Annotated in this window: 17 protein-coding genes and 4 tRNA genes; 10 read left to right on the top strand and 11 right to left on the bottom strand. The window is 65.2% G+C overall.

The window, feature by feature from the left end:
* The 4 genes from A5708_RS09675 to A5708_RS26150 form a co-directional block, all read right to left on the bottom strand.
* Nucleotides 1-504 (bottom strand): class I SAM-dependent methyltransferase (locus A5708_RS09675; RefSeq protein WP_155765959.1); only part of this gene is annotated, 504 nt, incomplete at its 3' end.
* Between the two features lie 86 nt (nt 505-590).
* Nucleotides 591-1,289, bottom strand: a complete 699-nt coding sequence (locus A5708_RS09680; RefSeq protein WP_065028412.1) for a M15 family metallopeptidase — start codon at nt 1,287-1,289, stop codon at nt 591-593.
* A gap of 156 nt (nt 1,290-1,445) precedes the next feature.
* Nucleotides 1,446-1,649: a cold-shock protein gene (locus A5708_RS09685; protein WP_065028413.1), complete on the bottom strand. Its 204-nt coding sequence runs from the start codon at nt 1,647-1,649 to the stop codon at nt 1,446-1,448.
* A gap of 544 nt (nt 1,650-2,193) precedes the next feature.
* A complete protein-coding gene (locus A5708_RS26150; protein ID WP_081292896.1) occupies nt 2,194-2,427 on the bottom strand; it encodes a hypothetical protein in 234 nt (77 codons plus the stop codon).
* Nucleotides 2,428-2,895: 468 nt separating this feature from the next.
* Here A5708_RS26150 and A5708_RS09690 point away from each other — a divergent pair, with 468 nt between their 5' ends.
* Both A5708_RS09690 and A5708_RS09695 read left to right on the top strand, forming a co-directional pair.
* The gene (locus tag A5708_RS09690; protein ID WP_065028414.1) at nt 2,896-3,345 is read left to right on the top strand and encodes a DUF5994 family protein; all 450 of its coding nucleotides are present in this window, start codon (nt 2,896-2,898) and stop codon (nt 3,343-3,345) included.
* Between the two features lie 87 nt (nt 3,346-3,432).
* Nucleotides 3,433-3,864 carry a tautomerase family protein gene (locus A5708_RS09695; RefSeq protein WP_065028415.1) on the top strand — a complete coding sequence of 144 codons (432 nt, stop codon included), beginning with the start codon at nt 3,433-3,435 and terminating at the stop codon, nt 3,862-3,864.
* A 6-nt stretch (nt 3,865-3,870) separates the two neighbouring features.
* Here A5708_RS09695 and A5708_RS09700 read toward each other — a convergent pair whose 3' ends face one another.
* Together A5708_RS09700 and A5708_RS09705 are read right to left on the bottom strand one after the other, a co-directional pair.
* Nucleotides 3,871-5,151, bottom strand: coding sequence for a cytochrome P450 (locus tag A5708_RS09700; protein ID WP_065028416.1), 1,281 nt, complete (start codon nt 5,149-5,151; stop codon nt 3,871-3,873).
* 37 nt (nt 5,152-5,188) lie between these two features.
* A complete protein-coding gene (locus tag A5708_RS09705) occupies nt 5,189-5,383 on the bottom strand; it encodes a ferredoxin (RefSeq protein ID WP_065028605.1) in 195 nt (64 codons plus the stop codon).
* A gap of 196 nt (nt 5,384-5,579) precedes the next feature.
* Between A5708_RS09705 and A5708_RS09710 the strand changes: the two genes are divergently transcribed.
* The 3 genes from A5708_RS09710 to A5708_RS09720 all read left to right on the top strand — a co-directional run bounded on the left by A5708_RS09710 (nt 5,580) and on the right by A5708_RS09720 (nt 8,828).
* A complete protein-coding gene (locus tag A5708_RS09710; RefSeq protein WP_065028606.1) occupies nt 5,580-6,134 on the top strand; it encodes a TetR/AcrR family transcriptional regulator in 555 nt (184 codons plus the stop codon).
* A 196-nt stretch (nt 6,135-6,330) separates the two neighbouring features.
* A complete protein-coding gene (locus tag A5708_RS09715; protein WP_065028417.1) occupies nt 6,331-7,170 on the top strand; it encodes a mycofactocin-coupled SDR family oxidoreductase in 840 nt (279 codons plus the stop codon).
* A gap of 281 nt (nt 7,171-7,451) precedes the next feature.
* Nucleotides 7,452-8,828 (top strand): TIGR00366 family protein, encoded by a 1,377-nt coding sequence (locus tag A5708_RS09720; protein ID WP_065028607.1) that lies wholly within the window; start codon nt 7,452-7,454, stop codon nt 8,826-8,828.
* A 30-nt stretch (nt 8,829-8,858) separates the two neighbouring features.
* On the opposite strand, the gene A5708_RS09725 is transcribed toward A5708_RS09720, so the two are convergent.
* The 3 genes from A5708_RS09725 to A5708_RS09735 form a co-directional block, all read right to left on the bottom strand.
* Nucleotides 8,859-8,935 (bottom strand) — tRNA-Phe (locus A5708_RS09725).
* A 27-nt stretch (nt 8,936-8,962) separates the two neighbouring features.
* Nucleotides 8,963-9,039, bottom strand: a tRNA-Asp gene (locus A5708_RS09730).
* Nucleotides 9,040-9,068: 29 nt separating this feature from the next.
* Nucleotides 9,069-9,141: transfer RNA gene (locus tag A5708_RS09735), tRNA-Glu, on the bottom strand.
* Between the two features lie 124 nt (nt 9,142-9,265).
* Between A5708_RS09735 and A5708_RS09740 the strand changes: the two genes are divergently transcribed.
* Nucleotides 9,266-9,341: transfer RNA gene (locus tag A5708_RS09740), tRNA-Lys, on the top strand.
* Nucleotides 9,342-9,380: 39 nt separating this feature from the next.
* Here A5708_RS09740 and A5708_RS09745 read toward each other — a convergent pair.
* A complete protein-coding gene (locus A5708_RS09745) occupies nt 9,381-10,280 on the bottom strand; it encodes an SAM-dependent methyltransferase (RefSeq protein WP_065028418.1) in 900 nt (299 codons plus the stop codon).
* 119 nt (nt 10,281-10,399) lie between these two features.
* Between A5708_RS09745 and A5708_RS09750 the strand changes: the two genes are divergently transcribed.
* From A5708_RS09750 to A5708_RS09760, 3 genes are read left to right on the top strand one after another with little or no spacing between them, the layout of a single operon-like run.
* A complete protein-coding gene (locus A5708_RS09750; RefSeq protein WP_065028419.1) occupies nt 10,400-10,897 on the top strand; it encodes a nucleoside deaminase in 498 nt (165 codons plus the stop codon).
* Between the two features lie 44 nt (nt 10,898-10,941).
* Complete coding sequence (locus tag A5708_RS09755) at nt 10,942-11,349, top strand: ArsR/SmtB family transcription factor (RefSeq protein WP_065028420.1); 408 nt, start codon at nt 10,942-10,944, stop codon at nt 11,347-11,349.
* Nucleotides 11,350-11,392: 43 nt separating this feature from the next.
* Nucleotides 11,393-11,596, top strand: coding sequence for a zinc transporter Slc39a7 (locus A5708_RS09760; protein WP_065028421.1), 204 nt, complete (start codon nt 11,393-11,395; stop codon nt 11,594-11,596).
* A gap of 21 nt (nt 11,597-11,617) precedes the next feature.
* Here the strand turns inward: A5708_RS09760 and A5708_RS09765 are convergent, their stop codons facing one another.
* Nucleotides 11,618-12,691 carry an oxygenase MpaB family protein gene (locus tag A5708_RS09765; protein ID WP_065028422.1) on the bottom strand — a complete coding sequence of 358 codons (1,074 nt, stop codon included), beginning with the start codon at nt 12,689-12,691 and terminating at the stop codon, nt 11,618-11,620.
* Between the two features lie 68 nt (nt 12,692-12,759).
* On the opposite strand from A5708_RS09765, the gene A5708_RS09770 reads away from it, so the two are divergent.
* On the top strand, nt 12,760-13,374 hold the full coding sequence (locus tag A5708_RS09770; protein ID WP_155765960.1) for a TetR/AcrR family transcriptional regulator: 615 nt from the start codon (nt 12,760-12,762) through the stop codon (nt 13,372-13,374).
* The last annotated feature ends 15 nt before the right edge of the window (nt 13,375-13,389 follow it).

Below are 13,389 nucleotides of genomic sequence, written 5' to 3' on the forward strand. Positions count from 1 at the left end.
GCGCTGGTAGAGGTCTCGCCACAGGTCGAGCGCCGGCACTTCGGGGTACCAGACGAACCCCGAGTAATCGGCGTCGCGGGCCGCCACGATGCCGCCCGGCGCGCACACTCGCCGCATCTCGCGCAGGGCTGCTACCGGATCGGCAACGTGCTGCAACACCTGATGGGCGTGCACGACATCGAAAGTGCCGTCCGGGAATTCGAGGTTGTGCACGTCGGCGGTCGCGAACGAGACGTTGGACAGATTGCGACGCCTGACTTCGGCGCGGGCAACATCGAGCACGTCGGCGACCTGGTCGACGGCGGTGACCGCCCCGGGCGCGACGAGGGTGGCCAGGTCAACGGTGATGGTGCCGGGTCCGCACCCGACGTCGAGCACGGACAGCCCCGGCTTCAGGTACGGCAGCAGGTATGCGGCGGAGTCCTCGGCGGTGCGTCGCTGATGGGAGCGCAACACCGACTCGTGGTGTCCGTGTGTGTAGGTCGCTCGATGTTCGTCGTTCACTGTGGCCCCTTGCCTGCCGCGTCTCGACTGGCAGCTTACGCCCAGCGGCCATAATATGAAATGCGTGTCTCATATTATGAGATATCCTAGTCGACGGGAACGTTGAGTATCGGTTGGTCGACACCGGCTCCCGGCCCGTCGAAATGCCACCACTCCCCCGAATACACCTTCAAGCCGCCGTAGGTCATGGCCGACCGCAGCGCGGCCCGGTTCGCCACCGCGTCGGGGCTGATGCCCTGGGTATTGAAAGCGGTTGCCCGAGAGCTGAAGTCATCGAAGTCGGTGCCCATGTCGGCCAGACAGAGCCCACCCGCGTGTTGCCCGGACGGACACGGCTGCTGCGGCGTCGTGAAGGTCACGTCGACGGAACGCCCCGATTCATGGCTGTGCGCGTACGGACCCGGACGGGCGACCCACGCTGGGTTGGGGACCAGGTTGAACATCTTGACCTGAACGTCGTGCGGCCGATAGCAGTCCCAGAACACCAGGAGGTGGCCCTGCGGGCGCAGCGCGCCGGCCGCGGCGGCCAGGCCGGGCGCCATCGATTGGTGCACAAGGCATCTGGCGTCGGAAGGGTACAGCTGGGTGTGGGTGAAGTTATTGGTGGTCGCGTAGCGCAGATCGAGCACCGCGTCGGGAACGACGGTACGGATGTCCACGAAGCCTGCCGCACGCGCGGCGTCGCTGACCGGCGGCACATCGGGGCCTGCCTGGGCGGTGAGTGGCCCGCTCACCCAGGCAAGCGCCAGCGCGACCGTCAATAGCAGCACCCACGCGAGACGCATTCGGACATTATCCCGATTGGTCGGTCCGGATCGGGTGAAGCACTAGATGATGTCGCAGCCGACGGGGCAGCGGCTTCCGAAAGATGGAGAGGTCCGGAAACACCAGTGGGCTGGTGCGAAGTAACCGCACCAGCCCACCGTGATGTTTGTGAAGTTCTAGACGGTACTGACTCCTACTGCCTGGGGCCCCTTGGCTCCTTGCTCAACCTCAAACTGAACGCGCTGGTTTTCGTCGAGCGAGCGATAGCCGTTTCCCTGGATTTCGGAGTAGTGGACGAAGAGGTCCTTCGTGCCGTCATCAGGGGTGATGAAGCCGAAGCCCTTTTCACCGTTGAACCATTTCACAGTTCCCTGTGCCATTTACTTACTTCTCTCATTCAAATGCGGATGTACCAAAAACATCCATGCGGGCTCAGGGTAGCACGAAGTCGGCTGTATTTTGAAAATAGTTGCGTCGCTTGCCAATTCATTCATCAGCCGTGGCCATCCGAGTGATCAGCGGAATCAGCGCGCCCAGGCTGTGACGTAGCCGCCCTCTTTGGATGCAGAAAGCACGCCCGGGCCGCATCTCACCTGAGCGGGGCATGCATGCATGGCGCCGGCTGCCTGTAGAGTGGAGGAAGACCGCGTTCTAGCGGTCACCCCGAGTCGCGAACGAAAACGCCGTGCGATTCGATCGTCGTCCGACGCCACGTAACGATGCGTATCGGCCGAACTCTTCATTCGGAAGGACAGCCCATGGACCAGTCGAACCTGTTTTCCCACCCCGAGGCACCGAAGTATGTCGCTTCGGGCGAAACCACTGCGAAACCGGTCGAGCACCCGACGTTTTCCGATCGGCCCGATACGGAGGCTGTCGGTTCGTCAAATTGCCGTCCCTGATCGGCGTTGCAGCGCTGGAACGTCAGGATGCTTTGGCGTACCTCCGGACCAGTTCGCCTTCTCCGAACGTACTGGTTCGCTGCTGACCGTTATCGTCCCGACTGAAAAATGTCCACTGCCCCGGACCACTCTGCGGACCACTGATCATCGTGACCGTCAGACGCAATTCGGTGGGACGCCGCGTGCCGATGATGTCACCGACCCGGATCTGCGACGGGTGGATCTCGACCGCGTCACACCAGTTCGCTCTTGCCATGTAATCCGTTCCTCGCCGTCGCCACCACCCTACCCGTCATCCCGCTCCAAGCGGCAGATGGTAGGAATCGTCTCCTCATCCCTTGCACCGCAAGGGATTTGTTGCGGTGGACAGTGACAAGCTTGAGCTGCCGGGCGAATTCCCCAGACGCGTCCGGCCAATCCGTGCCGTGCTTGCGCGCTGTCGCCGGCCACCCGACCGCCCGGGCGGCCCGGTGGTGGCGTAGCGTTCAAGCCGAGCCGTTCGTTGTCAGCGGTGGTCCACCGCATTGTCGGCGCGGATGACACCCCGGCAATGTGATTCCTCCGTTGGTCCCGCACCCGCGGGCTCGACGACGCCGAGCGCGAAGGCACCGCCCATGGGTTATGCAATCCCGGCCATCACCCATTGGCGGAAGGCTCCGACAAATTCTGCGGATAACCGCACCTTTGTGACTAGGTGCGCGAATTGCCGACTGCGGTACTTCCGATGAGCTACGCGGCCAGGACCCGGCGCCAGGCCACTCCCATCCGGCTATCGATTGCTCGCCACCTCGGCCGCGATATCGACGGCGCATGGTGGCCGCGTGCAGATCGCATCACCAATGAATTACCCGAGCTCGTTGCGGTCCTGACTCCGTTGCTCGGGGATGTCACTTCCATCAATGTGAACTGGTCATCGCTGCAGCGGCCACCCGATTTCAACTGGCCGGGGTGGGAAGGCAAGCGCCAGCACGTCATGACGGTGAGCGGCGCACGTGGTTGCGCGAACCTGCTGATCGTCTCTTACGCGACCCACAGCGCGTTGGCCCTGATGGTGCTGCGCTGCGCCGCGAACCTGCCTGTCGAGGGTGCCGACCGCGCTAAACCCGCATATATTGCCGCGGAGGCGATCCTGCGGGCCGCACAACGACAATGTGAACGGTCTTCTGGATACTAGCCCGCGACCAGCGCTATATCCCACCGCGATATCGCCAAGGCGTTCAAGGTGGTTCGGGGCTTGAGGGAGCTGTGAGGAGGGGCCGTAATGCCGCTGATCGACCTGACGTTCGTTCGTGGCTCGCTGGGCGAGCAGGCCCTGAGTCGACTGGCCGACGAACTGGTCACCGTGCTGCTGCGCGCCGAACGCGCGCCGGACACACCGTTTTTGCGCGACAACACGTGGTTGTACCTGCATCCGCTGGAGGAGGCCGAACTCTCGATCGGCGGGCGCGGGCCCGGCGAGCCCCGGTTCAGGGTCGACTTGACGGTGTTCGAGGGCGGCCTGGATCAGGCCCGCAAGGAACAACTCGCCGCCGACGTGCACGCCGCGGTGTGCGCTGCGGCGGGAATCGATCCGCAGGGTGCACGGGCCTTTCACGTTTGGACGTTGATCCACGAGATTCCGGAGGGAAATTGGGCCGGTGGCGGCAACGTCATCTACTACCAGCAGGTGAAAGGCCTTGCGGCACAGGATTAGTGCGCGTCAGTCGGCCTGAGTGAACTCGATGTGCAACTCCTTGAGCCCGCGCAGCAAGAACGTGGACTCGTAGCGGTAGTCGCGATTGGGCGCTACGCCGTGCTTGGCCTCACTGATCCGGATGTCGCGCGTTCGGTCCAGGAGGCGGTTGATGGTGATCTGGCCTTCCACGCGCGCCAGCGGTGCGCCCGCGCAGGTGTGGATTCCGCGACCGAACGCGATGTGCTCGCGGACGTTCTTCCGGTCAGCCTGGAATTCGTTGGGATTCTCGAATTTTCGGGGGTCCCGGTTGGCCGCTCCCAGGCACAGCATGATGACCGTGCCGGCCGGAATGTGCACTCCGCCCAGGGTGGTGGACTTGCGCGCCAGCCGGAAGTCGACCTTCGTCGGGCTTTGCATGCGCAGTGCCTCTTCGATGAACGAGCCGATCAGGCTTCGGTCGGCGCGCAGCCGCGCCTGAAGCTCGGGTTGGTCACCGAGCACCTGCACCGCGGCGCTCAACAGTTTGGTCACGGTCTCCTGGCCGGCAGCGAACAGGAAGGTGGCCGGCCGGACGACCTCCAAAAGCGGTGGGGTCGAGCCGTCGGGGTACGTGGCGGTGGCCAGGCCGGTCAGCACGTCCTCGCGCGGGCGTTCCCGCCGATCGGCGATGTAGGCGCTGAACAGGTCATCGAGATAGTGCAGCGGGTTGCTGCCCACAGGTTCGTGATCGAGCGCGCCCACCCTGGCGCCCGGCGCGTTACCGGCCCCGAGATTGCGGCGAATCTCGGCACGGTCCTCGTCGGGAACCCCGAGCAGATCGGCGATCGCCAGCGTCGCGAACGGCTTGGCGTACTCGCCGAGGAACTCACACTGACCGTTGGCGGTGAACTCGTCAAACTGCCGGTCCGCCAATTGCCAGATGTAGTCCTTGTTTTCCTGCAGGCGGCGCGGTGTGAGCAGCCGTCCCAGCAGGGAACGCGCCTTTTCGTGCTCGGGTGGGTCCATGACGACCATGTGCTCGAAGATCGGGAACTCGTGGCGGTGCGCCTCGATCTGGTCGCTTATGTCGTCCCCTTCCGGGGTGAACGGCAGCGGCGGGAACGGACCGCCAATCGCGTTGACCGCGGAGAACGAGGCGACGTCTTTGAAGGCGGCCTGGACCTCCTGGTAACCGGTGACGGCCACGACCCCGTAATGCGGCTCGCGGAACACTGGGCCCTGGCCGCGCAGGTAATCCCAGTAGGCGTACGGATCTTGCGCGATGTCGGCGTCGGTGAAGTAGTCGACGTCGGCGAGTTCGGTCATGGGTTCGATTCCTTTTCCTGGCCTGCCAAATGGCGCATCACGCGTCCCCGGCGACCACGCTGATGGCTTGACGAGGGCAGGCGGCCACGGCGGCTTCGACGCTGTGGCGCAACGCTTCCCCCGGTTCCTCGTCGCAGGCCGCGACGTCGTCACCGAGCTCGAAAACCTCGGGGGCGATCTCCACGCACAGGGCGTGCGCCTCACACAGCCGGGGATCCACCCGGACACTCAGATGTGCGGTCGTCATCGTCCCCTCCATTCCGGTTGACTCCGGCTTACGCCCTAACAACGCTGATCGATCGACCAAATTGCTAAGATGCGGTATGCCTACCACGGATCGCGCGAGCCGGTCAAGCAAGACCGGCACGCCCAGTCCCGCGGCGACTCGCCAAAACAAGAGGGGCGCCGATGCGGGGGCGCGCGGCAAGCTGATCGAGGCCACCGCACGAATCATGCGCGAAGAGGGCTATGCCGCGGCCACGTCACGGCGGGTGGCCGCGGAGGCCGGCGTCAAGCAGGCCCTGGTTTATTACTACTTCCCGACCATGGACGATCTGTTCGTCGAGGTGCTGCGCGCCGGAGCCGAGACCGCGCTGGCACGCATGCGCGCCCTGCTGGCCGACGACGACCCACTGCAAGCGCTGTGGCTGATGAACAGCGATTCCGCGGTGACGACACTGAATGCCGAGTTCATGGCATTGGCCAACCACCGCAAGGCAATTGGCGCCGAACTCAAGGCCTACGCCGAACGGGTCCGCGACATCGAGACGGCGGCCGTGACGATGGTGCTGCGCGCCAACCACGTCGATCTCGAGGAATTCCCGCCGGTGGCCGTCTCGATGCTGATCGCGCAGGTGGCGCGCAGCCTGTGCAACGAGAGCGCGGTCGGCGTCACCCAGGGGCACGACGAGTTGCGCGCGTTCGTCGAACGCCAGATGAGTCTGCTGAAGGCGCCCGCGGCCGGACCGAGACCGAGCAGCTAGGGTCGGCCGCCCCTCCCGCGGCGATCCCCACACCATTGCCGCCGCGCGGCACCAAAATCGTGCAACCGTCCCGGCGCCTGTTGACACTGCGGCCAAATGGTGCCACCCTTCCTGATCGATCGACAAATAATCGAAATCGACCACAGGCGCGCCGGGCCGTCGTCATCCCGGCCTTTCGGATCAGTGAGGTGCAGTCATGGGCGGACGAGTCGAGGGCAAGGTCGCGTTCATCACCGGGGCGGCCCGGGGCCAGGGCCGCAGCCACGCGGTGCGCCTGGCGCAGGAGGGTGCCGACATCATCGCCGTCGACATCTGCACCCCGATCAGCAGCAGCAGTGAGATTCCGCCGTCGACACCGGATGATCTTGCCGAGACGGCCGACCTCATCAAGGGACTCAACCGCCGCATCGTGACCGCGGAAGTCGACGTGCGCGACTACTACGCCCTGAAAGCGGCGGTGGACAGCGGAGTCGAACAACTCGGCCGACTGGACATCATCTGCGCGAACGCCGGGATCGGCAACGGCGGCCAGACTCTCGACAAAACCAGTGAAGACGACTGGCGAGACATGATCGACGTCAACCTCTCCGGCGTCTGGAAGACAGTCAAAGCAGGTGTGCCGCACCTGATTTCCCAGGGTCAGGGCGGATCGATCATTTTGACCAGCTCCGTCGGCGGGCTCAAGGCCTACCCGCACACCGGTCACTACATCGCCGCCAAACACGGCGTAGTCGGACTGATGCGTACCTTCGCGGTCGAACTCGGCCAGCACTTCATCCGGGTGAACTCCGTTCACCCGACCAACGTGAACACGCCCATGTTCATGAACGAGGGAACGATGAAACTGTTCCGGCCAGATCTGGAGAATCCCGGCCCGGACGACCTCAAGGTCGCCGCGCAGTTCATGCACGTACTGCCGGTCGGCTGGGTCGAGCCGGTGGACATCAGCAACGCGGTGCTTTTCCTGGCTTCCGACGAATCACGTTACATCACAGGCCTTCCCGTCACCGTCGATGCCGGGAGCATGCTCAAGTAACACTATCCGCCGGTCGCCGGTCCGACCCGACGCCCTGTCGCCCCGGAGCGCAACCTGGCGGCCGCGGACAGTTCATAGCCGCGACATCTCCCGTCAGGTTCAGGCCTCATCAGTTCCGCTATTACGATCAGCCAATGCGCGCGGTCGAACGCGAGCTGGCCGGAGAACGCGAGGGCAGGTCGATGACGACGAGCGAAGAACGCAAGGCCGCAACCGAGTCGCCCGAGGGCGAGCAGGCAAGCACGCCAGAAGAAGACGGTAAACCCAGACACCGCGGCGTCATCCAGCCTTTCACCGCGCTCTGTGTCCGGTATGTCGAAGGGCTGATGCCCGACCCCTACCTGTTCGCGGTCATCCTCACCGTCATCGTCGCCGCTCTGGTTGCGCTCCTGGTGCACGGCGCCTCGGCGGGCGGCATGCTCAAGGCGTGGTACGGGGGCGTATGGGGATCGCAGAATATCTTCACGTTCGCCTTCCAGATGGTCCTGATCCTCGTCACCGGCTACACGCTCGCCGAGGCGCCAGTTCTCAAGCGGGCCATCGTTTATATCGCGAGCAAGCCGCGGACCCAGGTGCAGGGAGCCCTGCTCTGTTTCGGCTTGAGCGCGGCACTGTCCCTCTTGAACTGGGGGCTCGGGTTGGTCGCAGGTGCGCTGATCGCGCGCCAGGTCGCGAAGCGTTTCACCGACACACATTTCGGCTACCTCATCGCCGCGGCGTTCATGGGCTTCATCGTCTGGACGCAGGGACTGTCGTCGTCGATCGCGCTGGCGAACACGGACGACGGCAGCCCAATCAACGTGATCCACAAGATGACTGGCGCCACGGTGCCGCTCAGGCTGACGATCTTCGAGCCCTACAGCTGGCTGTCGGTGATCGTCGTGCTGGCGCTGCTCGCGCTTGCGATCTGGCGCATGCAGCCGACGCGAAGCCTTGCGCCCGATCCCGCCGTGTTCGAGGACGAGGGCCAGCCCGAGGCCAAGACCGAGGGCAAGCGATCGTTCGCCGAATGGCTGGAAAACCAGTGGATCCTCAACGTCGCTGTGTTCGCCGCTGGCATCGCCTACTTCTGCCTCAGCGGCTTCACGCTGAACATCTCGTCGATGATCATGTTGTTCACGATCACCAGCGCGCTGCTGCACCGCACGCCGATCCGGTTCATCCGGGCTTTCACCGGTGCCGCGAAGGTGTCCGGTCCGCTGCTGCTGCAGTATCCGCTCTACGGCGGTCTGGTCGCACTGCTCGGCTACGCACCCCCGCACGCCGGCGGTAAGGCCGTGCCCCTGCAGACGCTGCTGGCCCACGGGCTGGTGAGCGGCGCAACGCAGTACACGCTGCCGTTCCTGACCTTCATCGGCTCGTTGATCATCAGCTTGTTCGTGCCGTCCGGCGGCGGGCACTGGGCCGTGCAGGGCCCGATCGCGATCGACTCGGCGCGCGCGCTCGGTCAGACCTCGCCGGCCTACCTCGGGTTGATGTCCATGGCGGTCGCCGTCGGCGAGGGGGTCGCGAACATGATCCAGCCCTTCTGGTTGCTGCCCCTGCTCGCGATCGCGAAACTCAATGTCCGTCAGGTGATGGGCTTCACGATCGTCGCGTTCCTGATCGGGTTGGTGGTGTTGGGTGCCACCACTCTGATTGCGCCCTACGTGGTTTGACGCCGCGCGACACGAGAACTCGCGGATCCTTGGTGGCCAGGGGCGGGATCGAACCGCCGACCTTCCGCTTTTCAGGCGGACGCTCGTACCGACTGAGCTACCTGGCCGGAGGGCAGCGATTGCCTCGCCGCGCTTGGCGACCCTGACGGGACTCGAACCCGCGACCTCCGCCGTGACAGGGCGGCGCGCTAACCAACTGCGCCACAGGGCCTTGCTGCTGCTCCGCGTCACCGCGTCGCGTACCCCCAACGGGATTCGAACCCGTGCTACCGCCGTGAAAGGGCGGCGTCCTAGGCCACTAGACGATGGGGGCCAGAACCGAATCACTCCGGGGTACTCGCAACGTGGTTTCGTTGGGAGCCACGTCAGCTTAGGTCACGGTGTGCCCAATCCTCAAACGAGCCTCGATTTCGGTCCAAGTATCCTGAATCTCCGCGGCCCCTATAGCTCAGTTGGTAGAGCTACGGACTTTTAATCCGCAGGTCCCAGGTTCGAGCCCTGGTGGGGGCACCACAACGCGCACGTCCCGGCGGTGCGCGCCGGAAAGCCGGCTCATCGCCCGAGCACCGCGCTGCTGTAGGTGACATCGGCGAAAGCCGCCGCGACGTCGTCGTCCGCGTAGACAAACCCGTTGGCCGCATGCAGCTCCGCAATGGTCTGCGAGTCGGTCTGCCAGCCGCACCGGCTCAGGTGGTCGACGATGTGGCTGCGCCGGCCGTGGTAGACGAGATCGTTGAAGTCGATCTCGAACCCGAGTTCGCTCATCCGGTCGTGGTGGGCGCGCCACCGCGGATCGGTGAAAACGGCAGTGTCAGGCACGAATTCGAAGGCGAGACGGCTGGCGGGGGCACTCAGCGTCGTGATGTTGTCGAACAGCGCGTCTTGCGCTTTGTCGGGCAGGTACACCACCAGGCCTTCGGCGCTCCATGCCGACGGCGCCTGCGGATCGAATCCTGCCGCCTGCAGGGCCGAGGCCCAATCGTCGCGCAGGTCGATGGCGACGGTGCGCCGCTCGGCGGTCGGCTCGGCTCCCAGGTCGCCCAGCGTCAGCGTCTTGAATTCGATCACCTCCGGCATGTCGACCTCGTACACGACCGTCCCGGCCGGCCAGGGCAGCCGATAGGCGCGGGCATCGAGGCCCGACGCGAGGATCACCGCCTGGCCGATGCCGCTTCGGGTCGCGTCCAGAAAGAATTGGTCGTAGAACCGGGTTCGGCAGGCCATCCCCCGCGCCATCCGCTGCGGGTTGAACTCCGTGTTCCCGCCGGCGGCGATTTCGCCGTTCACCAACCGGACGTAGACGTCGATGCCGACCGCGCGCACCAGCGGTGCTGCGTACGGGTCGTCGATCAACTTGGCGTCGGATGACAGCGCCCGCTGCGCGGCCACCATCGTCGCCGTCGCCCCGACGCTCGTCGCCAGGTCCCAGCGGTCACGTTCGGCGCGCGCCATGGTGCCCCCTTAATCGGGTCAGAAAAAACATAGACAATCTAGTTAGTATCACAAGCTCGCATCCCGGCCGGCGGGACTACTGTCCGAGTTATCTGCTCCCGTTCTACGCCGGAGGACCCATGACCGATTTCGCCCAGCGCACGATCGACCTGGCTCGCCGCAACGTGACCGAGGGTGGCCGCCCGTTCGCGACCGTCATCGTCCAGGACGGCGCGGTGCTGGCCGAGAGTGCCAACAAGGTGGCCCAGACGAACGATCCCACCGCCCACGCAGAAATCCTGGCGATCCGCGAGGCCTGCATGAAGCTGAACACCGAGCACCTCGTCGACTCCACCATCTACGTGCTGGCCCATCCATGCCCGATGTGCCTGGGCTCGCTCTACTACTGCTCACCCAAGGAGGTCGTCTTCCTGACCACCCGGGACAGCTACGAGCAGTACTACCTGGATGACCGCAAGTACTTCGAGCTGTCGACGTTCTACGACGAATTCGCGAAGGAATGGGACCAGCGACGCCTGCCCATGCGCTACGAGCCCAACGATGACGCCGTGGAGGTCTACCGGCTCTGGAACGAGCGCAATGGCGGCCGCCAGTCGACGGTGGTCCCCTCGGCCTGATCCGCACCCTTGGCAGCGGCACCGGCTTTCGCTAGTATTTGCGTATGCATGCAGATAACGGTAAAGGTCGGCTGCCCGACGACCAGGCCAGCCTGGTGGTCGAGGTGTTCCGGATGCTGGCCGATGCCACTCGCGTGCAGGTGCTCTGGTCGTTGACCGACCACGAGATGTCGGTCAACGACCTCGCCGAGCACGTGGGCAAGCCGGCGCCGTCGGTTTCCCAGCACCTCGCGAAGTTGCGGATGGCACGCCTGGTCCGCACCCGCCGGGAGGGCACGACGATTTTCTACAGCCTGGAAAACGACCACGTGCGTCAGCTCGTCATCGACGCGGTCTTCAACGCCGAGCACGCCGGCCCCGGGGTGCCCGGTCATCACCGTCGCGACAGCGGGCTCAAGGCCGTCGCCGAGTCGTCCCGCCCGGCGAGCCGGCAGCGCGGCGCCGGTCACTGAGCGAGCAATAGCCACAAGGCATTTCACAAAGGAGAGAACGGCAATGAGCGAACAGCACACCCACGATGCGCCACACGCGCACGAGCACCAGCACGGCGATGTGACGCACGACCACGCGCACACGACCCACGAGCACGACCACGTCGAGCACGACCACTCGCACGCGCACGCCGACGGCACCGAACACACCCACACCCACGTGCATCAGGCCGGCCTGGAGGAAGTTCACGGTCACACCCACACATAGCGCGACCGGAGCCCGGTCGGCTCAGGAGACGATCGGGCAGTAGTGCTTGGGGTCGCCGCGCTCGTCTTCCGGCGGCAGGTTGCGCGCCGGCGTTTGCACCAGAGGCGTGTCGAGCGGGATACGGCCACTGGCGCGGTCCAAGCCGGCCCGGGCCCGCGGGTGCTTGCGGAATCTGGGCGGCACCAGGGCGAACACGCCGCGGACGAGGTCGCCGAAGCGCCGGTGCAGCCACTCGTCGCGGCGTGACCAGCGGTAGCCCATCAACTCCCGCACCGGTGGGTCGTACAGGCCGACCGTCAGCCAGACGAAGAACGGCGCCAGCAGTTTGCGTTGCGCGGCCCACAACGGACCCGGAATCCATTGCGCAAATGGGGGTTTCGGCAGCTCGGTCAGATCGAGCACGGCCCGGGCCGCCCAGTTGTTCTCCAGCACGTTGCGGCACATGTGGTCCCAGTAGACCTGGAATTCCTCCCAGGAGGCGGGCACCGGTCGCATGCTCATGCCGTACATCCGGTACCACTCGACGTGTTCGTCGAACAGCCGGCGCTTCTGTTCCTCGGTGATCCCGCCGCAGAATCGCTCGGCCACATGAATGGTGCCCATAAAGAAGGTGGAGTGCGCCCAGTAGAAGACGTCGGGGTTCAACGCGTGGTAGCGCCGGCCCTGTTCGTCGACGCCCTTGATGTCGGTGTGGTAGTCACGGACCTCGGCACCCGTGCCCGGGGCGCGGTCCCCGTCGAATACGACTCCTCCGATGGGATACAACGAACGCAGCAGACGCGGCCAGCGCTCGCGGAAGAACGTGGAGTGATCGATGACCGCCGCCCCCAGCTGGGGGTGCATGTTCTGCATCGAACCCGCCCACGGACCCTGCAGCATGCCCCGCCAGTCCCCGAAGTACCGCCAGGTCAGCGAGTCGGGTCCCAGCGGTGCGGGCGGCGCGTCGTACCCCGCCGGCGACACCGGGCAGCCAGCCGCGACACCGTCGGACGTGTCGACCGGCCCGGCCGAAACCGACTGCTCAGCGGCGCCGACGGCGTCGCCACGTGCTACGTCGCTGGTCAGAGGGCGCGATGCGGACGTATCTTGAGTCACTATTGGATCCCTGTAGGTATCGTTATTTTTTGACTACAGCCGTTGTCATTTTAGAGCTTAGGAGCGATGTGCAGACGGGTCAACGACGGGGACGCTGGACCGGCGTTCCCTTGGAGAGTCGCCTCGCGCTTCGCCGTGACAACCTCATCAGCGCCGGCGTGCAGCTACTCGGCAGTCCCGGTGGGCCGGCGCTGACCGTGCGCGCGGTCTGCCGCGAGGCCGCGTTGACCGAACGCTACTTCTACGAAAGCTTCGCCGACCGTGACGAATTCGTGCGCGCGGTCTACGACGACGTCTGCACGCGCGCGATGAACACCCTGACGTCGGCGACGACCCCACGCGAGGCCGTCGAGCGGTTCGTCGAGCTGATGGTCGACGACCCGGTCGGCGGGCGCGTGCTGTTGCTGGCGCCGGCGGTGGAGCCGGTGCTGACCCGCTCCGGCGCGGAGTGGATGCCCAATTTCATCGATCTGTTGCAGCGCAAGCTGTCCCGCATCGGCGACGCCGTGCTGCAGAAGATGATCGCCACCAGCCTGGTCGGCGGCCTCTCGAGCCTGTTCACCGCCTACCTGCACGGGCAGCTGGGCGCCACCCGCAAGCAGTTCATCGATTACTGCATCAACATGCTGTACATCACGGCCGCGCCCTACGTCCCCGCCGGCGAGCTCGGCAAGTCGCAATAACGCGCGTTTTCTTTT

The organism is Mycobacterium colombiense (genome assembly GCF_001672755.1).
Classification (GTDB): Bacteria; Actinomycetota; Actinomycetes; order Mycobacteriales; family Mycobacteriaceae; genus Mycobacterium; species Mycobacterium colombiense_C.

Bases quoted from the DNA above. Each gene is read 5' to 3' on its own strand.
- A5708_RS09690 (WP_065028414.1), top strand. From the start codon at position 2,896: ATGAGCTACGCGGCCAGGACCCGGCGCCAGGCCACTCCCATCCGGCTA.
- A5708_RS09685 (WP_065028413.1), bottom strand. From the start codon at position 1,649: ATGGCACAGGGAACTGTGAAATGGTTCAACGGTGAAAAGGGCTTCGGC.
- A5708_RS09755 (WP_065028420.1), top strand. From the start codon at position 10,942: ATGCATGCAGATAACGGTAAAGGTCGGCTGCCCGACGACCAGGCCAGC.
- A5708_RS26150 (WP_081292896.1), bottom strand. From the start codon at position 2,427: ATGGCAAGAGCGAACTGGTGTGACGCGGTCGAGATCCACCCGTCGCAG.
- A5708_RS09750 (WP_065028419.1), top strand. From the start codon at position 10,400: ATGACCGATTTCGCCCAGCGCACGATCGACCTGGCTCGCCGCAACGTG.
- A5708_RS09745 (WP_065028418.1), bottom strand. From the start codon at position 10,280: ATGGCGCGCGCCGAACGTGACCGCTGGGACCTGGCGACGAGCGTCGGG.
- A5708_RS09715 (WP_065028417.1), top strand. From the start codon at position 6,331: ATGGGCGGACGAGTCGAGGGCAAGGTCGCGTTCATCACCGGGGCGGCC.
- A5708_RS09700 (WP_065028416.1), bottom strand. From the start codon at position 5,151: ATGACCGAACTCGCCGACGTCGACTACTTCACCGACGCCGACATCGCG.
- A5708_RS09760 (WP_065028421.1), top strand. From the start codon at position 11,393: ATGAGCGAACAGCACACCCACGATGCGCCACACGCGCACGAGCACCAG.
- A5708_RS09680 (WP_065028412.1), bottom strand. From the start codon at position 1,289: ATGCGTCTCGCGTGGGTGCTGCTATTGACGGTCGCGCTGGCGCTTGCC.
- A5708_RS09695 (WP_065028415.1), top strand. From the start codon at position 3,433: ATGCCGCTGATCGACCTGACGTTCGTTCGTGGCTCGCTGGGCGAGCAG.